Below are 18,433 nucleotides of genomic sequence, written 5' to 3'. Positions count from 1 at the left end.
ATGGAGGGGTTCCCAATGAAGGTTTTATATGTCAGCAGTGAATGCGCGCCGTTTATCAAGACCGGCGGTTTGGGCGATGTCGCAGGCTCCCTGCCGAAGGCACTCGCTGCGAAGGGTGCAGAGGTTGCGGTTGTTTGCCCGTTGTACAGCAAGATCAGCCATGACTGGCGCAGCAAGATGACGTTTGTCAAGAGCATGTATGTGCAGCTCGCCTGGCGCAACCAGTACTGCGGCATTTTTGTCTATGAGGCGGACGGTGTTAAGTACTATTTCCTCGACAATGAATATTATTTTGCACGCAATCAGGTATACGGCGAGTATGACGATGCAGAGCGCTTTGCGTTCTTCTCCCGTGCAGTGCTCGAGATGCTGCCAGCCATCAATTTCCGTCCGGATGTCATCAACTGCAACGACTGGCAGTCCGCGCTGGTACCGGTTTATTATAACCTGAATTACAATTATCGTCCGTGGTATGAGGGCATCAAAACGGTGTTCACCATCCACAACATCCAATTCCAGGGACAGTATGGCCGTGAGATTCTGTCCTATGTTCTGGGCATCGACGATTATCACTTTGACAACGGCTTCATGCAGCAGGACGGTGACGTCAACCTGATGAAGGCAGCCATTGTCTGTGCAGACCGTGTCACCACGGTTTCCTCGACCTATGCGGGCGAAATTCAGACTCCGTTCTATGGGTTCCATCTGGACGCAGTCCTGCGCTGGAATCAGGGCAAGGTATGCGGCATTGTCAACGGCATTGATACCGATTCGTTCAATCCGGAGACCGACCCGCATCTGTTCAAGAATTATACGGTCGATACGCTGGAGGACAAGAAGGTCAACCGCAGACAGCTGCTTGAAATGTGCGGCTTGCAGGCGGATGACGATACCGTTGTCATCGGTATGGTTGGCCGTCTGACCAGCCAGAAGGGTCTCGATCTGGTACAGTGCGTACTGTCTGATATTCTGGAGCAGGATGTCCGCATGATTGTATTGGGAACCGGCGATTACGAATATGAGCAGATGTTTATCAATGCCAAGTGGCAGTACCCGGACAAGATTTCCACGAATATTATGTTCTCCGCAGATCTGGCGAACAAGATTTACGCGGGCTGTGATCTGTTCCTGATGCCGTCGCTGTTCGAGCCGTGTGGCTTGGCGCAGATGATTGCAATGCGCTATGGCACGCTGCCGCTTGTGCGTGAGACCGGCGGTCTGAAGGACACGGTCAAGCCGTATAATCAGTACACCGGCGAGGGCACCGGCTTCTCGTTCACCAATTACAACGCGCATGAGATGCTGGGTGTCATCGGAAAGGCCTGCTACTTGTTCCGCCATAACAAGGAAGCATGGAAGGCAATGCAGGTCAAGGGCATGACTTCGGACTTCAGCTGGGATCATTCCGCACAGGATTATATGAATGTCTACGAAGATACCGTAAAGAACTGGTAATTTCCTTTTCTTTTGGGAAAAAGAAAAGGAAACAAAAGAAAACCCATGTGGTGCGCTCCCGCGCACAGCGAGGGCGAAAATCAGCAGGGTGTACAATTTCACAATCGACAGGGTTCGGCATGCGCCGAACCCTGTTTTTGCATCCGGACACAGTCAAAGGATGTGGGCTGTATCTGCAAAAAGTCTGCGCGGGCACCGGAAATCACACAATCCGGTTTGACAAAGCGCACGGTTGATTTTATACTAAAAAGGAATGAAATATATCCGTGCGTGCGGCGATTTTTGGCCGCCTTTCAACGAAAGGAGTTTCTCATGGATTTTACAGAAAAGAAAGTGAAGAGCGATTATAAATTTCACGGAAAAATTATGTCTGTCCGCGTCGATGATGCACTGCTGCCAAATGGCAAGCCGTGCAAGCGCGAGGTATGTGAACATGTCGGCGGTGTCGGCATCCTGCCGATTGATGAAAACCGCATCGTAACGCTGGTACGGCAATACCGCTATCCGTATGAAACTACAACGCTGGAAATCCCGGCGGGCAAGATGGATCAGGGCCCGGAGGAAGCACTGGAATGCGGCCGCCGGGAGCTGGCGGAGGAAACCGGCCTGCGTGCAGGACAGATGATCCCGATGGGTGAGCTTTGGCCGTCCCCCGGCTTTATGACCGAGCGCCTGCACCTGTACTGCGCAAAGGATCTGACGCAGGGCGAAACTCACCCGGATGACGATGAGTTTGTCGAAATTGTGCGCATGCCGTTCGATGAGCTGTGCCAGCGCATTGCGTCGGGCGAAATCCATGACGCAAAGACGGTCGCGGCAATCGGCAAAGCACTGATTATGGGTCTCTGACCCGGCGGGGCGGCACCGGGGAAGTGCAGCCCTGCGAAAGGAGAACGGAATGCGGAAAACGCTGAAAAGAAAATTGACAGGCAGTATGCTGCTGACCGTCGCCGCCGCGCTGGTGATTGTCTCCGTCTGCCTGCTTTTGGGGGTGGTGCGGTACAGTGCTGCACAGTTTTCGCACGAGATCGCAGAGGTGTTTACCACCGATGTGCTGACGGAAATGAATGCGGCGGCAACCGGCTCTGCCGAGAGCGCCGCGGCAGCCGTGGGACAGGCGATAGACGCGAATGCCGGTGTGCTGCGCATCGGCGCGGGACGCGAATACAGTGTCTGGGATGCTGAAACAGGCGATTGGATTGGCGGCTCGCAGGAAAATGCCGCTGTGACGGATAACATCGTTGCGGCGATGAACGGCGAGGTGGGGCAGTCCATCCCGCTGCTCGCGTCGCGCATGGATATTGCCATCCCGATAAACGGTGATGTCATGCTCGTTGTGGATATTATGGACGACGGCAGCAGCATGCGCACGCTGCTTTGGAATATCCTGCTGCTGCTGCTCGCGGCGTGTGTTCTCAGTCTGGTTGCCTGTCTGGTGCTCAGCCATACGCTGGCGGGCGCCTTTGCCGCGTCTGCGGTAGAGACGGCACGCGGGATTCGGGAGCATGCAAACGACAGCAGCCGGCCTGCGGGCGACTGGGAAGCAATGGCGTTGGCACTGTACCAGTCCGGCTCGTCAAAGCGCCGCAGGAAGGCGGAAACGGTCGATATGCTGGATGCCGTTATGCCGTATCTGCGCGAGGGATATCTGAGATTTACAGCAGAGGACGGGATCATTACAGAGATCAACACCGTGGCGGAGCATCTGCTTGGCGTGACAATGGACACGAAAAACGGGCTGGCGTTTGCGGACGCCTTTCCGGGCGTGCCTATGCCGGATGAAACCCAGAGCATGGTGCATGGGCAGTTTACGCGCGCCGGACGCCGTCTGGATGTCGTCTTTACCGCGCTGGGTGACGGCACGTTTGCAGCTGTGCTGCGCCCGGTAGACAGGGAGCGTGCCCTATGATCCGGCGCGGACTTCGGAACGCAGTGCGCCGCATGCGCGGTGCACTGCACGCGCATCATGTGGGATTACAGCGCATCGTGCTGGTGCTGCTCGCGACGGGCGTGCTGGTGCAGGCAGGTGCGCTGTGGGCCTGTGTGCTGACGCGCGACAGCATCCCATGGGACAGCCTGCGCACGCGGCTGTCCACCTCCGCACACAGCGGACGGGATACCGACAACAGCGCCTGTGCGCTGCCGGTACGCTTTGCCGCGCGCGGAACAGACGGCCTATATGGAATTCAGTACAACACAGAGGGCCTGAAAACGGCATATGAACAGACAGCGGATGTGTGGGCGCAGGCGTATGAACACGCGGGAGAGCCGGTCATAGCGGCTTCCGCACAGTATCGCGCTGCGCTGCACGGACAGCTGCTGATGATGGAATACAACGGGAGCATCCCGCTGCACATTGCGGCGGGATGGCTCGGCAGTGAAGTAAATGGCGCACTGGCGGACAGTACGCTGGGCACAGCGGCGCTTTGCCTCGGTGAGGATGGATACACACTCTGGCTGCGCGACAGCGAAAGCGGCACGCTGCTGTGTGCACAGACAACGGTTGATGACAGCCTGTTTGCCGCGGCACTCGGCCGGTTCGAGTCGAATGACTGCGCGCTCGCAGCCGATCAGGAAGACTCCGTGGTTTCTCCCGATCTGCTGTATTTCCCGGGCGGTGAGACCTTTGATGTTATGTCGTTCCAGCCGTACAGCGGCGGAGACGGCATGGAGGAGCTGCTGACGGCGTTCGGGTTGGACGCACAGGTTGCGCTCGAACACGCCTACGGCACGGATGGCGTGATGGTTTATGTCTCCGGCGGCAGTACGGTGCGCATGGCGGAGGATGGTTCGATGCGGTATGACGGCACGGGTGTGCGCCTGCCCGTCACGCGCGGGCATGACCGCCTGATGCAGTGCATACAGACCGGCTATGAACTGACCGGCGCGGCGTTGGAAGCGATTGACTGCGGCGCGTCGCCTGCCTTGATTAAGGCGTACACTGACCCGGATTCCGGACGATATATCGTGGTCTATGGCATGCAGATCGGCGGTGTTCCGGTGGACAATGCCATCACGGGCTATTTTGCGCGCTATGAATTTGAAGGCGACGCGATGGTGCACGCAAATCTTGCGCTGCGCACCTGTCAGTCGACCGGGGAAACGGTTGCAGTTATGCCGGAAAGGCAGGCGGCAGCATCCCTGTCGTCCGCGCAGGACGCCGTGCTCAGCCTGCGGTATATCGACCAGGCGGTCGGTACCAACAGCTCATGGGAGCAGCTGTACGACGATGCAACAGATGATCTCTGGAATGCAGAGGACGAACAGACGGACGGCTGGCAGGATACCCCGGCCGGTGAGGACGGCTGGAACGATGTGCCTGCGGGCGACCAGACCGGTGACGGGCTGGGAACGGCATGGTATGATACGACAGGCACGCCTGTGTCGCCGCAGTGGTATGTGCTGCGTTATGGCGACGCGGATGATCTGCCTGATTTCGGGCCGACCCTCTCACCGGAGGAAATCGTTGTGGTACAAGCGGATTTTGACCGCATGATTCAGGGAGGCGGTGCAGCATGAAACAGTTCCATCTGTCGAAGATGAACCGCCTCAAACGAAGACAGGAGCAGACACGGGTGCCCGTATGGAGCCGCGTCCGAACGACGTGTATCGCCATCCTGCTGGTGTGCAATGTGGTGCTGCTGGCGGTGCTGGGCTGCGTGAAGGGCTATGATGCATATCTGTCGCACCGGACGCGCACGCATATGGACGCGATGCTCGCGGAACGCGGCATCCTGTGCGGCTCCAGTGTGTACCATGTGCTGGATGACTGTCCGGAGGTATACACGATGCATGCGGACAGCGCAGTACAGGAGGCGCTGGCGCGCGCACTGCTGACCGGAACGGTCACCTCCGGTGCGGAAAAGGGCAACACCATGGTGTGGACAGGCGAAAACGGTTCGGTCAGCTGGGCGTCGTCGGGAGAACTGGACGCGCAGGTCGGGCTGTACAGTGAGCCGGAGCCCGCCAGCGCGGAACAGGCACAGAAGCTGCTGCGCCGCGTGCTCGCGAAGGCGGGCATTGACGTTCCGGAAAAATGGATGGAGAGCACACCGCTCGGGGAAGGCTCCGGTAACAACGGCTATTCGATCACCATCCGGCAGGAGCTGGAGGGCACACAGCTGCTCGGCTGCGGGTTGACGGCGGTGCTGGAGCCGGGCAATGAGCTGACACTCACCGGGATCTGGTGCACCGGAGACCCGCAGCGCATGAATGTGCGCGCACTTGAGACCTATTCGGCGGAGCAGGCGCTGTTCCAGCTGCTCGGGTCAGATATATCGTTTGCCCAGATCATCAGCGCACAGCCGGTTTATGTGCTGTCAGACAAGAGCGGCGGGCGGTTTACAACCGTTCCGTGCTGGCGGTTTTCGACGGAAAACGGCGATTATGTGCTCAATATCCTGACAGGCGACGTCGTCGCATCGGCGGACATTGACGCGGGCAGCACGGACACCACAGAGCCGGTCAATTGGGATGACGTCGATTATGACGACGGAATTATCGACGATGGACAGCAAAGTACGGATACCGGCGCAACCGGAACGGACTCGCTTCCCGAAACCACCGAAACGGTCGGCACCGGTGCGGACGCCGACAGCGATTTGGATATTTCCTGGGATGAACGGGAGTGATTTTATGTGTCAGGGTTTGTGCATCCGTACCAAATCACATTTGCCTAGGACTGGAAAACTGGCGGCAAGGGCGAAAATCCGCCGACCGGGAAAAATCGTTTGCGTTCTGCGCACAGTTGTGATAACATAATAAACATGTATATTGGACGGGTTTACCCGTTTTGCAGCAGAGAAGTGCTGGAAACGACCGTTCAGCCTGATGTGTATTTGTATTTAAGGAGAAGGTTTCGTTGGAGAAATATATCATCCACGGAGGTCACCCGCTGGAAGGCGAGGTCACCATCAGCGGCGCGAAAAATGCGGCGGTTGCGATTGTGCCCGCAGCGCTGATGGTCGATGGACCGTGTATCATTGAAAATGTACCGAATATTGTAGATGTCATGCTGCAATTCGAGATTCTGGAAAAGATGGGCGTCAACATCGAGCAGCTCGATGCGACCACCTTCCGCACGGAAAACACTGGTGTCAACCTCGAAAGCGAGGAGACCTTTGAGCATATGACCAAGCTGCGCGCGTCGTATTATTTCATCGGCGCGGAGCTGGGACGCTATGGCCGCGCCCGTGTGGCGATGCCGGGCGGCTGCAACTTTGGCGGAATTCGCCCGGTTGACCAGCATGTCAAGGGCTTTGAAAAGCTCAACAGCTTTGTCCGTGTGGAGAGCGAGGGCTTTATTTCTGCCATTGCGCCGGAAGGTCTGGTCGGAAATCATATTTATTTCGATGTTGTCACCGTCGGCGCAACGATGAACGTCATGCTGGCGGCAGTCTTTGCCAAGGGACAGACTGTCATGGAAAATGTCGCCAAGGAGCCGCATATTGTCGATCTGGCGAACTTCCTCAACCAGATGGGTGCGGATATCAAGGGCGCCGGCACGGATAAAATTATTGTAAATGGCGTTGAGCGCCTGCATGGCGGCACGTATTCCATCATCCCGGATCAGATTGAGGCGGGTACATATATGGCGGCTGTTGCGGCGTGCGGCGGCGATGTGCTCATTAAGAATGTCATCCCGAAGCATCTGGAATGCATCAGCAGCAAGCTGGAAGACATGGGCGTGAAAATCGATATGTATGACGATTCTGTCCGCGTCAGACGCACGGGTCCGCTGCGCCATACCAATCTCAAGACCCTGCCGTATCCGGGCTTTCCGACCGACATGCAGCCGCAGATGGCGGCAGTCATGTGTCTGGCGGACGGTTCGAGCCATGTCACCGAGGGCGTGTGGGCAAACCGCTTCCGTTATACGGAGGAAATGATTAAGATGGGCGCGCACATCAATGTGTTCAAGGAGACGGCAGTCATCGACGGCGTGCCCGACCTGAACGGTACGGATGTTGTTGCGCATGACCTGCGCGCAGGCGCGGCGATGGTCATCGCAGGTCTTGCGGCACACGGCACGACGACGGTTTCACAGATCGGTTATGTCGAGCGCGGCTATGAAGACCTGGTCGGCAAGCTGCGCGGCATCGGCGGCGAGATTGAGCGCGTCGAGGATTGATAACACACGATTCACCAGAGGGGACTGCATGTGCAGTTCCCTTTTTTATCGAGGGAAGACTATGAGCTTTTATTATTCTGTTGCATCCGGTTCATCCGGCAACTGTGCGGTATGGCAGGCGGGCGATACGTCGGTACTCATCGATCTGGGCGTGTCTGTTCGTGCGCTGGGAAAGGCGCTGCATGACATCGACATGGAGATTGAGGATTTGTCCGCCGTGCTGCTGACGCACGAGCACACCGACCATATCAAGGGACTGGCGACATTTACAAAAAAATATGATTTGCCGGTCTATGCGACCTTTGGCACCGCAGCTGCCATCCTGCAAAAGCTGCCGCAGGCAGAGAAAAACCTGCACACCTTTGCGGGCGGCGAACAGTTCGAGATAGACGGGCTGCAGGTGCGTTCCATGCCCATCCCGCATGACGCGGCGGAGCCGGTCGCGTATCGCATCGACGGCGGCGGACACCGGCTGGGATATGTGACCGATGTCGGCTTTCTGCCGGATCACATCCGCAGCACGATTTCCGGCTGTGATACCGTCGTGCTGGAATCCAACCACGATGTGGACATGCTGCGCACCGGGCCGTACCCGATGTACCTCAAGCAGCGCATCCGCGGCAAATACGGCCACCTGTCCAATGAGGACTGTGCGCGCGGCGCGGCAGCGCTCGCGCAGGCGGGTGCAAAGCGGCTGGTGCTCGCGCATCTGAGTGACAAGAACAACAACCCGCTGACCGCCCTGCGCTGCACCCAGCGCGTGCTGGACGGCACGGAGTGTGAATTATATGTCGCGCCGCGCGGCGCGATGGAGCAGCCGCTCATGCTGGCGGCAGGGGAGGATACACAATGCTCTCTGTTCGATTGATTTGTGTGGGCAAGCTCAAGGAGAAATTTTACCGTGAGGCGTGTGCGGAATATGAGAAGCGTCTGAAAGGCTATTGCAGGCTGGAGATCATCGAGCTGGCAGAACAGCGCCTGCCGGAACGCCCGTCCCAGGCGCAGATAGATGTCGCGCTGACAAAGGAAGCAGATGCGATTCGTGCGAAAATCCCGCAGGGCAGCACGGTGATCGCAATGTGCATCGAGGGCGGGGAACTGTCGAGCGAGCAGTTTGCCCAAAAGCTCAGCGGCTGGATGGGCAGCGGTACTTCGCACATCAGTGTGCTCATCGGCGGCTCCTGTGGGCTGGATGAAGCGCTCAAGCGCGCCGCACAGCTGCGGCTGTCCATGTCCCCCATGACGTTCCCACATCATCTGGCGCGCGTCATGGTGCTGGAACAGCTGTATCGCGCCCTCAACATTGCTGCGGGCGGAAAATATCATAAATAACAAACGTCTCCCGGTCGGGAGACGTTTTTGTATGCATGCGAAACGCCCGCCGGTTCCTGATTCCGGCGGGCGTTTCTTGGAGTGTTGTGGGAGAGAGTTGAGCGAAGCGCCGTTCGGCGGCTTCGTTCGGATTTATGTTGAACTTATCTGCTTTATGCGCCGAGACCCAGCGGAGAGAATGCTGCGTAAACGACGATAACACAGACAATGATGAAAGCAGCGGCAACCCAGCGGTATTTCCACGGCGTCAGGTCGACAGCCTTGACATCCGGCTGCTCCCAGGCAGTTTCACCCTTCTTCTTGTTCAGGTGGTTCATGATGCCCATGATGAGCAGCTCAATCGGCCACAGGATGAGGATGGCATACAGGTAATGGATTTCGGAATCCGGACCGCCCAAGATAGAGTAATGCGGAGCGATCAGCAGGAATGAACCGTAAGCGATGATGTGGAAAATCATGATGACCTTTGCGGCATATTTCGGCAGGTACTTGAAGAAGAAACCACCGAAAACAGCGGACAGAACCGGCAGGCCGATCAGCATGACAAACGAATCGAGGAAGGTCTTCAGGCCAGCCGGGAAGAAGTAAACCATCGGGCCGACAATCGTGGTGCAGACAGCGAACACGATGCCGATGTTCTTGCCGACCTTGACCAGCTTCTCTTCCGAAGCGTCCTTGTTGATGAATTCCTTGTAGATATCCATGGTGAACATGGTGTCAACCGAGTTCAGGACGGAGTTGAACGAGGACAGGATTGCGCCGAACATAACGGCTGCGAAGAAGCCCATGAGCGGAGCCGGGATGACCTGAGATACCAGCTGCGGATATGCTTCGTCCATCATGGTTACCTGGTCGCCCTGGAGCTCGAACAGTGCGTAAGCGATGACGCCCGGCAGAGCCAGATACATGAAGCCGATGATCTTCAGGAATGCGCAATACAGCGCGCCCTTCTGTGCTTCCTTCAGGTTTTCAGCAGCGAGTACGCGCTGAATGAACGACTGATGGGTGCACCAGGACTGGAGTCCGAGGAACAGCAGGCCGGTGAATACGGTCGGCCACGGAACTTCCGGTGCGGATGCGGTTGCGGAACCAATGGAATTCAGCTTGTCCGGATAGTTCTGCATGAGGTATTTGAAGCCGTCGACAATTGCGAGGCCGTCAGCGCCGGATGCATGACCCAGTGCATTCAGGGCAAAGAACGGGATCATGAAGCCGCCGATTAACAGACCGACACCGTTTACGGTATCCGATACGGCAACTGCCTTCAGACCGCCGAAGATCGCATAGATCGAACCGACGACGCTGATGATGATACAGAGAACGACAACAGCCTGGAACTTGGTGATGCCGAACAGGGAGGAAACACCGAAGATGTTTTCAAATACAAGAGAGCCGGAATACAGGATAACCGGAATCTGTACAACGAGGTACAGGATGATGTACGCGATGCTGAACCACAGCTTGGTGCTGCGTCCAAAACGCATACCGATCAGCTGCGGGATCGTGGTGATACCGCTCTTCAGGTAGCGCGGCGCCGCATACAGCGCAAGGATGATGCAGCACGGAGCTGCGACGATTTCAAACGCCATCGGGCTCATGCCGACCAGCCAGGTCTGACCATTTGTGCCGACCAGCTGCTCTGCCGACAGGTTAGTCAGCAGCAAGGATCCTGCAATTACGAAACCCGGAAGGCCACGGCCTGCCAGAAAATAGCCGTCAGCTGTTGTCTGGTCATCACCCGAAGTTTTCAGGTAAGAGATGACAGCAACCAGAATGGTGAAGCCGACGAATGTGATTAACGTCCAAAGCATAATTTTCTCACTCTTCCTTCTTTATCTCTTTTTGCGTTTCTTTTTTAAGATACAACATATGGATTGCAAAATTATAATATTTTTATAGCTTAATGCAATCTGTCCGTACCTTCCGCTCTCTCCTCCTTGTGTGCCTATTATAACAATCGGCAGGTGCTGGGACAATGTCTGCGGTTGTCACATAATTGCGCGAATTTGCTTTGTAAAGAAATCGCCAAATGTGAAAAAAATCACACAGCAAAATCGCGCAATAAAATAGCAAAAACGATATGCTGCGGTGCTGGAAAACGGAAAGAAAAGTGTGCTTCGGGGACAAAAGAAAAGCGCCGCCCGGTATCGGACAGCGCTTTGGGAAGAAAAGAATGTCAGTTCACTGTACAGTACGTGCCGCAGACAATTCCGCAAACTTTGCCGCACAGCGGCAGGCCGGTGAACGGCGTATTGCTCGATTTTGATTTATATTGAGTATAGACGGCTTCGGCATTCCAGTCGGCAATCATCAGCTCGGCACGGTTGCCCTCTGCAACCGCCTTGCCGGTCAGACCATAGAATTGTGCCGGATTCTGGCTCATTGCGCGAATCAGCTGCATCGGCGTGACACGGCCCGTCTGAACGAGTGCAGAATTGCAGACGGAAAAGGCGGTTTCCAGACCGGTGATGCCGGACATTGACTGCCCGAATGGGCGGTTTTTCTGCTCCGCTGTGTGCGGCGCGTGGTCGGTGGCGATCATGTCAATTGTGCCGTCTACCAGTCCGGCAATCAGTGCCTGACGGTCGGATTCGGTGCGCAGCGGCGGGTTCATGCGCGCATTGACGCCGAAGGTGAGCACATCGTCCTCGGTCATGCCGAGATGGTGCGGTGTGGCTTCCGCATGGATGTCTGCGCCGCGCGCCTTGCCCTCGCGGATGAGTGCGACCGAACGGCCGGAGCTGATGTGCTGGAATGCGACGCGTGCGCCGGTCTGCAATGCGAGTTCAATGTCGCGTGCGATCATGGCTTCCTCTGAGGTGCGCATGGCGCCCAGTACGCCGAATTTTCTGGCAGCTTCACTGCCGTAGTTGACGCCGGGAGAGAGGACAAAGGCGGGGTCTTCCTCATGGAACGACAGCGGCACGCCGAGCGCTTTGGCGCGCTGCATGGCTTCCATGCACAGCCTTCCGCTGGTCAGATTGACGCCGTCATCCGTGAAGCCGGGCGCGCCTGCGGCGTGCAGCGTCTCAAAGTCGGTCAGTTCCTTGCCGCCGAGCCCGCGCGTGATGGCACAGGCCTGAAGCACGTTAATTGGTTCTTTTGCGGTTTTGTCCTGTACATATTCCAGCGTGGACAGATTGTCGCAGGTCGGGAGGGTATTTGCCATGCAGACCACGGTGGTATAGCCGCCTGCGGCAGCGGCGGCGGCGCCGGTGTGGATATCCTCCTTTTCCGTCTGACCGGGATCACGGAAATGGACATGGACATCGACCAGTCCGGGCGATACGGTGCAGCCGGATGCATCGACAACCTGTACGCCGTCAAAAGCCTCAATATGCGGCGCGATGCGGTGAATGATACCGTCGTCGCCGATCAGAATGTCAGATGGGGCGTTGGTATCGGTATACGGGTCGAGCAGGGTTCCGTTTTGAATAAGCAGCATGGCAAATCCTCCTTGTTACAAGTCGTCAGGGTTACAGCGAATACATGATAGGTTTAGTATACCATGAAACACGGTCACATGGTATGGTCGAATACAATGACCGGATTGAAACGCGGGTCGATGGCGTGCAGCTCCGTGCGGATGCGTGTGCGCAGCTCTTCCGGCACGAAATCGCGGTCGACAACGACATCGAAAATCAGATTGATCTGATGTTCTCCGTCGACCATGCGGAAGTCATGCATGGACAGAGAGGGATCGATGTCATGCAGGACTTGTTCCGTCTGGCAGCGCACCGTCTGTACGCGCTCGTTGTTGATTTCAATGGGGTCCATATGGATGACGAGGAATACATGCAGCGATTTGAGTGCCTGCTGTTCGATGGCATCGATGGTTTCATGGATGGCGATCATGTCACCGTCCGACGGCACTTCAGCGTGTACAGATGCAAACCAGCGTCCTGCACCGTAATTGTGGGCAATCAGGTCATGAACACCGAGGATGCTGTCATAAGATGTGACAAGCTCCTGAATTTCCTGTACCAGCTCCGGGTCAGCCTTTTCGCCGATGAGCGGGGAAAGGGCATCCTTGGCTAGGCCATAGCCCGCGTACAGGATGAAGGCGGCGACGACAATGCCGACATAGCCATCTATTGGCAGCGTCGTAAAGCGGGATGCAATCATGCCGAGGATAACGACACCGGTGGTGATGACATCGTTCAGGCTGTCCTGCATGGCTGCCATCAGTACAGGGGAATCAATGGCTTTGCCGATGCGGCGGTTAAACAGGCCGAGCCACAGCTTGACGAGCATGGACACGACAAGCAACAGAATGCTGCTCCACGAGAACAGGACAGCAGACGGATGCAGGATGCGGTCTGCCGAGCTTTTGATGAACTGGAAGCCGACGAAGATAATCAGCATGGAGACAAACAGCCCGGCGATGTATTCTGTGCGGCCATAGCCGAAGGGATGTTCCTTGTCAGGCTCCTTGCCGGACAGGTGGAAGCTGATGAGCGAGATGACGGAAGACAGTGCGTCCGTCAGGTTGTTGACGGCATCCGCCATGACGGAAATGCTGTGTGTCACGATGCCTGCCAGCAGCTTGACGAGGCAGAGCAGCACATTGGCTGCAATGCCGACAATGCCTGCGAGCTGGCCGTACCGCAGGCGGATGGTCTGTTCCGAAGCGCGCTCCGCACGCGGAACAAACAGCCGGATCAGTAAATTAGTCAAAATACAAACCTCCTCTTCCGCTTTTCTTTACAGAAAGAAAAGCTTGGCAAAAGAAATGTCGGGTGCGCTCCCGCGCACAGCAAACAGCCGGACGGATGGTCCGGCTGTTTGCCCCCTCTGAAGTCAGGGTGGGAAATCAGTTGGAATGTGCCGGGTGGCTACAAAATACTATAATACCACAAAATACCTGCGATTGTACACTGTACAAGCAAAATAAGCGGGATACCGAGCATAAACCGCTTGTGGCGGGTTTTGTGATGGATGATGCGCATGGTCAGATAGACGCCGGGGCATGCACCGAGGATACACAGGGCGAACAGCGTGCGTTCAGATACGCGCCATGCGCCGCGGCGTGCAGCGGATTTGTCATGCGCCGTCACCGCGATGCCCGCAAGATTGATGGCAATCAGCCAGAAATACAGCATAAAAGCCTCCTGATGATGAAAAAATAGGTAAAATTTGCCGCTGTGGTTGTTATTTGGAGTCGAATCGTGTATAGTGAAAACGTATGCTTTTCCAATACACTGAAAAAAGAATACAAATTATGAGAAATTAAGGTGGGAAAACAAAAATGGGTAAGAAAATCATCGCGTGCCTGCTCGCCGCCTTCATGCTGTGCGGCAGTGTGAGCGCGCTGGCGGCGCCTCCGAAGCTGGAATCTCCGTCTGCGTGCCTGATGGACGCGGAAACAGGTCAGCTCCTGTATGAACTGGATGCACAGACCGAACGCCCGATGGCATCGATTACAAAGACCATGACGGCGCTGCTCATCATGGAAAACGGCGATTTGAATGCATCAACTGTGGCATCTGCGGGCGCAATCAATTCCGTAGAGCTGGATTCCACCCGCGTCGGCTTTGAAGCGGGAGAGCAGTTGACGATTGATGAGCTGATGTATTGTATGCTGGTGTATTCCGCCAATGACGCCGCGAATATCCTCGCCTGCTATCTCGATGGGAGTGTGCCGGCGTTTGTGGATCGGATGAACGCAAAAGCGGCAGAGCTGGGCTGTACGCATACGCACTTTGTCAACCCGAACGGACTGGATACCGAGGGGCATTACTCGTGTGCAGAGGATATGGCGCGTATCACGCGTGCCGCCAACCAGTATCCGGAATTTGCAAAGTATTCCGGCACTGTGTACTATGAGCTGCCGGCGGACAACGTCATTTCAGCCGGCTGGCAGATCTGGACAAAGGTCAATATGATAAAGAAGGATGACCCCACATATGACGCGCGTGTGTATGCGGCGAAAACCGGCTGGACAACCAACGCGCACAATACCTTTGTTGCCTGCGGAAAGTCGGAGCAGGGAGACTTCGTTGTCAGTGTTCTGGGCTGCGCGGCAAAAAACGGGATTTTTACCGATACGACTGCGCTGTTCAATTATGGGGAGCAGGCATATCAGAAGCTGACCGTGACGGTAGATGATTATAAAAAAGCGGCGAAAAAAGCCGCAAAAAAAGCAGGCTGCAAGATTGACACCGATGCACTGGCTGATTTCACACTGCGCCTGCCGACAGGCATGGATGCAGACGATCTGGAATATACCTGTGAAGCTGCGGAGACAGGCGCACAGCTCGCCGTCACGATTGCGGAGGACAGCCGGAAGGAATATGCTGCTGTGACCAATATGGATGGCACACAACCGCTGCTGCGCGTGCCGCTGCCGCTGAAAAATGCGGAGCCCGCCGGTTCTTCCGCAGGCAGCGCGCAGGGCAGTGCAGATACGCAGAGCGGCACGGCCGGCCTGGTGCACAGTGCGGTGACAATCGTCATTGTTGTCATCGGCGCTGTGGCACTCATGTTTGTGCTGCTGTTCCTGCTCGGGCTGTATCGTCGTATACGCAGGCGCAGAAGAAAATAAAAAGACAGGCGGGAGCTGTACCGCTTTCCCCGCCTCAGGCCTCCCCGTTTTGAGGGAGGCCTTTTTTATGCTTCGGATACCTCAATATCGCCGTATTTGCCGCCGATCAGACCCAGCAGAGCATCCGGCTTCAGTTCGACCTGAAAGCCGATTTTTCCGCCTGAGACAATCACGGTATCCAGCGCGCGCGCCGACTCGCTCAGCACGGTCGGAAATTGTTTTTTCATGCCGATGGGGCTGCATCCGCCCCGGATATAGCCGGTCAGCTTGTTGATGTCCTTCACGTGGATCATCTGCACGGACTTTTCTCCCACTGCCTTTGCCGCCTTTTTGAGGTCGAGCTCGGCGGCGACCGAGATGACGAACACATAGTGTCCGCCGGATTTGCCCGCTGTGACCAGCGTCTTATATACATGCTCGAGCGGCTGTCCCATCTTCGTGGCGACTGAGATGCCGTCGACATGCTCACCGTCGGTTTCGTAGGAATAGTGCTGATAGGGGATTTTCGCGCGATCGAGTATGCGCATTGCGTTCGTTTTGATTTCTGCCATAATACAGACCTCCTGATGTTGCTTGCATACGGTATTATACACCAAAACACGGTGCTGTACCAGCCGGGCAGTTGTCTGAGAAAACCAGACCGGGGATTGCAGAACCCTGCACGCAGACTGCACGCGAAGCACGCCGGAAAACGCACGCAAGCAAAGTGCGTGCACGAGCACGTAAATGTACAAATTGCTGTGTGCACGAGCCCGCATTTTGGTTGTTTTGCGAATTTTATTTTTTCGGAATCGTGGTATACTGAATACAACAAAAAGAGAAGCAGACAAGTTGGAAATCACATCATACATTTTTGGAGATGAGGTGCAGACCACCTGAGAGACAGGTCTGGATGAGTTGGAGGCTTTGAAATGAAACGAATGTCGTCATCGCTTCGTGCGAAGGAAGAGTTTATGATGCTGTGCCGTGAGGGCGTGTTTCAGGCAGGAGACCGCCTGCCGTCTGAAATGAAGATGGCGGAGCGCTTTGGCATCAGCCGCGAGACCTGGCGTGCTTCGCTCGAGCTGCTGCGCCGCGAGGGTGTCATCTATTCCAAACACGGCGTCGGCACATTCCTGATGGAAGTCTCTGCAAAGAACGAGAACGATCTGACGCGCCTGTGCTCCGTCAGCGACATGATCCGTCAGGCGGGAATCTCCGAGGGACAGAGCTCGTATACCACCGGGCTGACCATTCCGAGCCGTGACATCGCTTCCGCGCTGGGTGTCAAGCCGGGTGTCAATGTCTTCTATATCAACCGCACGCGCTGCACCAAGACAGGCATGCCGATCTGTGCGAGCCTGCATTATATACCGGTTTATCTGGCGGATGAGCTCGACCCGATGCACATGCCGGATTCACTGTTTTCCTATTTTGAGCGCCGCAAGGGTATCTTCGTCAGCCGCTCCAATTCCAGCCTGACCATCCCGAAGCCGGGAGATCCGTTGGCGGTACAGGTGCGCGGTGACCGGGATGTACAGATTCTCGGTCTGGTACAGCAGCACTTTGATTCGCGCGGCAATCCAGTGCTGTTCACGGTGGATTATCTCGACAGTGAGCTGTTCAATTTCTCTGTTACGAGAATCCGCGAAAAATAAACAACCGATCTGCCATGATTTCATAAAAAGGGGCAGCCGGATTTTCCGGCTGCCCCTTTTGCGTGTCCGCACGGATGTGCACATACAGAAAAACCGCCCCGATCATTTGACCGGGGCGGACGTTTGCAATGAATGAAATTACAGGATGATGCGGAACTTGATGACGCCATTTACCGCCTTGAGTGCTGCCTTGATTTCTTCGGTCAGCTCGCTGTTGGTATCCATGATGGTATAGGCGATCTCGCCGCGCGGACGGCTGCCCATGTTTTCGATGTTGATGCCGTGCTGTGCCAGCGTGGAGGACAGCTCTGCGATCAGGTTCGGCATGTTGCGGTGCATGATGCAGATACGGGTCTTTGCCTCGCGCGGAACCTTCAGGTTCGGGAAGTTGACCGAGTTGCGGATGGTGCCGTTCTCGAGGTAATCCATGATCTCCTGCGCCGCCATGACTGCGCAGTTGTCCTCGCTCTCTGCGGTAGAAGCGCCCAGATGCGGCAGGCACAGTGCGTGCGGCTGCGCGAGCATTTCCTCGGAAGCGAAGTCACAGCAGTATGCTGCGATCTTGCCGGATTCCAAACCGTCGATGATGGCCTTCTGGTCACACAGGCCGTCACGTGCGAAGTTCAGGATGCGGACGCCGTCCTTCATCATAGCAACTGCGTCGGCGCCGACAATGCCGCGCGTCGCGTCCATCAGCGGGACGTGTACCGTGACGTAATCCGATTCGGTGAAGAGGTCGTTGATCTCGGTGGTGTAGCGGACGCCGCGCTGCAACTTCAGAGCTGCATCGACGGACAGGTACGGGTCATAGCCGATGACTTCCATGCCGAGTGCGAGGGCAGCATTTGCAACCTTGATGCCGATGGCGCCGAGGCCGATGACACCCAGTGTCTTGCCTGCGATTTCACAGCCTGCGAAGTTGGACTTGCCTTTTTCTGCCATTGTGCCAATGGCGTCGCCGTTGCCTGCGAGGGTCTTTGCCCAGTTTGCACCGCCGACGATATCACGGGAGGACAGCAGCAGAGCACAGATGACCAGCTCCTTGACGGCATTTGCATTTGCACCCGGGGTATTGAAGACAACGATGCCGTTTTCGGTGCATTTGTCCAGCGGGATGTTGTTGACGCCTGCGCCTGCACGTGCGATGCACTTCAGGCTCTTCGGGAAGTCCAGGTCGTGCAGCTTTGCGGAACGGACGAGGATTGCATCATAATCCTCAAAATCATCCGCGCAGGTGTACTTCTCCGGGGTGAGCAGGCCGGTGCCTGCCTTGGAAATCTTGTTAAACAGCTTTACCTGATACATGTTCTACTCCTTCAAAACGACCGCCATGCC

16 protein-coding genes are annotated in these 18,433 nt (G+C 56.2%); 10 read left to right on the top strand and 6 right to left on the bottom strand.

Annotation, left to right across the window (positions count from 1 at the left end):
- The first annotated feature begins 15 nt into the window (after positions 1 to 15).
- From glgA to rlmH, 8 genes are all read left to right on the top strand, one after another.
- Positions 16 to 1,455, top strand: coding sequence for a glycogen synthase GlgA (gene glgA / locus CBW42_RS07225; RefSeq protein WP_087019210.1), 1,440 nt, complete (start codon positions 16 to 18; stop codon positions 1,453 to 1,455).
- A gap of 312 nt (positions 1,456 to 1,767) precedes the next feature.
- Positions 1,768 to 2,304, top strand: a complete 537-nt coding sequence (locus CBW42_RS07220; protein WP_087019207.1) for an NUDIX hydrolase — start codon at positions 1,768 to 1,770, stop codon at positions 2,302 to 2,304.
- Between the two features lie 49 nt (positions 2,305 to 2,353).
- Positions 2,354 to 3,364, top strand: coding sequence for a hypothetical protein (locus CBW42_RS07215; protein WP_087019204.1), 1,011 nt, complete (start codon positions 2,354 to 2,356; stop codon positions 3,362 to 3,364).
- The gene (locus CBW42_RS07210; RefSeq protein WP_087019201.1) at positions 3,361 to 4,974 is read left to right on the top strand and encodes a hypothetical protein; all 1,614 of its coding nucleotides are present in this window, start codon (positions 3,361 to 3,363) and stop codon (positions 4,972 to 4,974) included. Before CBW42_RS07215 ends, CBW42_RS07210 begins: the two co-directional genes overlap by 4 nt.
- Positions 4,971 to 6,086 (top strand): hypothetical protein, encoded by a 1,116-nt coding sequence (locus CBW42_RS07205; protein WP_087019199.1) that lies wholly within the window; start codon positions 4,971 to 4,973, stop codon positions 6,084 to 6,086. Before CBW42_RS07210 ends, CBW42_RS07205 begins: the two co-directional genes overlap by 4 nt.
- A gap of 230 nt (positions 6,087 to 6,316) precedes the next feature.
- Positions 6,317 to 7,585 carry a UDP-N-acetylglucosamine 1-carboxyvinyltransferase gene (murA, locus tag CBW42_RS07200; protein ID WP_087019196.1) on the top strand — a complete coding sequence of 423 codons (1,269 nt, stop codon included), beginning with the start codon at positions 6,317 to 6,319 and terminating at the stop codon, positions 7,583 to 7,585.
- Positions 7,586 to 7,646: 61 nt separating this feature from the next.
- Complete coding sequence (locus CBW42_RS07195; RefSeq protein WP_165761098.1) at positions 7,647 to 8,453, top strand: MBL fold metallo-hydrolase; 807 nt, start codon at positions 7,647 to 7,649, stop codon at positions 8,451 to 8,453.
- Positions 8,435 to 8,917: a 23S rRNA (pseudouridine(1915)-N(3))-methyltransferase RlmH gene (gene rlmH, locus CBW42_RS07190; RefSeq protein ID WP_087019190.1), complete on the top strand. Its 483-nt coding sequence runs from the start codon at positions 8,435 to 8,437 to the stop codon at positions 8,915 to 8,917. Before CBW42_RS07195 ends, rlmH begins: the two co-directional genes overlap by 19 nt.
- 152 nt (positions 8,918 to 9,069) lie before the next feature.
- Here the strand turns inward: rlmH and CBW42_RS07185 are convergent, their stop codons facing one another.
- From CBW42_RS07185 to CBW42_RS07170, 4 genes are all read right to left on the bottom strand, one after another.
- Complete coding sequence (locus CBW42_RS07185; RefSeq protein WP_087019188.1) at positions 9,070 to 10,728, bottom strand: solute:sodium symporter family transporter; 1,659 nt, start codon at positions 10,726 to 10,728, stop codon at positions 9,070 to 9,072.
- A gap of 365 nt (positions 10,729 to 11,093) precedes the next feature.
- On the bottom strand, positions 11,094 to 12,362 hold the full coding sequence (locus tag CBW42_RS07180; RefSeq protein WP_205703620.1) for a dihydroorotase: 1,269 nt from the start codon (positions 12,360 to 12,362) through the stop codon (positions 11,094 to 11,096).
- Positions 12,363 to 12,436: 74 nt separating this feature from the next.
- Positions 12,437 to 13,594 (bottom strand): cation diffusion facilitator family transporter, encoded by a 1,158-nt coding sequence (locus tag CBW42_RS07175; RefSeq protein ID WP_087019186.1) that lies wholly within the window; start codon positions 13,592 to 13,594, stop codon positions 12,437 to 12,439.
- Positions 13,595 to 13,752: 158 nt separating this feature from the next.
- Positions 13,753 to 14,019 (bottom strand): DUF1294 domain-containing protein, encoded by a 267-nt coding sequence (locus CBW42_RS07170; protein ID WP_087019184.1) that lies wholly within the window; start codon positions 14,017 to 14,019, stop codon positions 13,753 to 13,755.
- A gap of 146 nt (positions 14,020 to 14,165) precedes the next feature.
- Here CBW42_RS07170 and CBW42_RS07165 point away from each other — a divergent pair, with 146 nt between their 5' ends.
- Positions 14,166 to 15,461, top strand: a complete 1,296-nt coding sequence (locus tag CBW42_RS07165) for a D-alanyl-D-alanine carboxypeptidase family protein (RefSeq protein ID WP_087019182.1) — start codon at positions 14,166 to 14,168, stop codon at positions 15,459 to 15,461.
- A 65-nt stretch (positions 15,462 to 15,526) separates the two neighbouring features.
- Here the strand turns inward: CBW42_RS07165 and ybaK are convergent, their stop codons facing one another.
- Positions 15,527 to 16,012 (bottom strand): Cys-tRNA(Pro) deacylase, encoded by a 486-nt coding sequence (gene ybaK / locus CBW42_RS07160; protein ID WP_087019180.1) that lies wholly within the window; start codon positions 16,010 to 16,012, stop codon positions 15,527 to 15,529.
- A 360-nt stretch (positions 16,013 to 16,372) separates the two neighbouring features.
- On the opposite strand from ybaK, the gene CBW42_RS07155 reads away from it, so the two are divergent.
- Positions 16,373 to 17,098 (top strand): GntR family transcriptional regulator, encoded by a 726-nt coding sequence (locus tag CBW42_RS07155; protein ID WP_087019178.1) that lies wholly within the window; start codon positions 16,373 to 16,375, stop codon positions 17,096 to 17,098.
- A gap of 138 nt (positions 17,099 to 17,236) precedes the next feature.
- Here CBW42_RS07155 and CBW42_RS07150 read toward each other — a convergent pair whose 3' ends face one another.
- On the bottom strand, positions 17,237 to 18,403 hold the full coding sequence (locus CBW42_RS07150) for a phosphoglycerate dehydrogenase (RefSeq protein ID WP_087019175.1): 1,167 nt from the start codon (positions 18,401 to 18,403) through the stop codon (positions 17,237 to 17,239).
- Positions 18,404 to 18,433 lie beyond the last annotated feature (30 nt).

Origin of the sequence: Butyricicoccus porcorum (genome assembly GCF_002157465.1) — a bacterium.
GTDB classification, from domain to species: domain Bacteria; phylum Bacillota; class Clostridia; order Oscillospirales; family Butyricicoccaceae; genus Butyricicoccus_A; species Butyricicoccus_A porcorum.
This window is presented reverse-complemented; position numbering and strand designations above follow the sequence as displayed.

Bases quoted from the DNA above. Each gene is read 5' to 3' on its own strand.
- CBW42_RS07215 (WP_087019204.1), top strand. From the start codon at position 2,354: ATGCGGAAAACGCTGAAAAGAAAATTGACAGGCAGTATGCTGCTGACC.
- CBW42_RS07220 (WP_087019207.1), top strand. From the start codon at position 1,768: ATGGATTTTACAGAAAAGAAAGTGAAGAGCGATTATAAATTTCACGGA.
- CBW42_RS07170 (WP_087019184.1), bottom strand. From the start codon at position 14,019: ATGCTGTATTTCTGGCTGATTGCCATCAATCTTGCGGGCATCGCGGTG.
- CBW42_RS07195 (WP_165761098.1), top strand. From the start codon at position 7,647: ATGAGCTTTTATTATTCTGTTGCATCCGGTTCATCCGGCAACTGTGCG.
- glgA (WP_087019210.1), top strand. From the start codon at position 16: ATGAAGGTTTTATATGTCAGCAGTGAATGCGCGCCGTTTATCAAGACC.
- CBW42_RS07155 (WP_087019178.1), top strand. From the start codon at position 16,373: ATGAAACGAATGTCGTCATCGCTTCGTGCGAAGGAAGAGTTTATGATG.
- rlmH (WP_087019190.1), top strand. From the start codon at position 8,435: ATGCTCTCTGTTCGATTGATTTGTGTGGGCAAGCTCAAGGAGAAATTT.
- CBW42_RS07205 (WP_087019199.1), top strand. From the start codon at position 4,971: ATGAAACAGTTCCATCTGTCGAAGATGAACCGCCTCAAACGAAGACAG.
- CBW42_RS07210 (WP_087019201.1), top strand. From the start codon at position 3,361: ATGATCCGGCGCGGACTTCGGAACGCAGTGCGCCGCATGCGCGGTGCA.
- CBW42_RS07185 (WP_087019188.1), bottom strand. From the start codon at position 10,728: ATGCTTTGGACGTTAATCACATTCGTCGGCTTCACCATTCTGGTTGCT.
- CBW42_RS07180 (WP_205703620.1), bottom strand. From the start codon at position 12,362: ATGCTGCTTATTCAAAACGGAACCCTGCTCGACCCGTATACCGATACC.
- ybaK (WP_087019180.1), bottom strand. From the start codon at position 16,012: ATGGCAGAAATCAAAACGAACGCAATGCGCATACTCGATCGCGCGAAA.
- CBW42_RS07150 (WP_087019175.1), bottom strand. From the start codon at position 18,403: ATGTATCAGGTAAAGCTGTTTAACAAGATTTCCAAGGCAGGCACCGGC.
- CBW42_RS07165 (WP_087019182.1), top strand. From the start codon at position 14,166: ATGGGTAAGAAAATCATCGCGTGCCTGCTCGCCGCCTTCATGCTGTGC.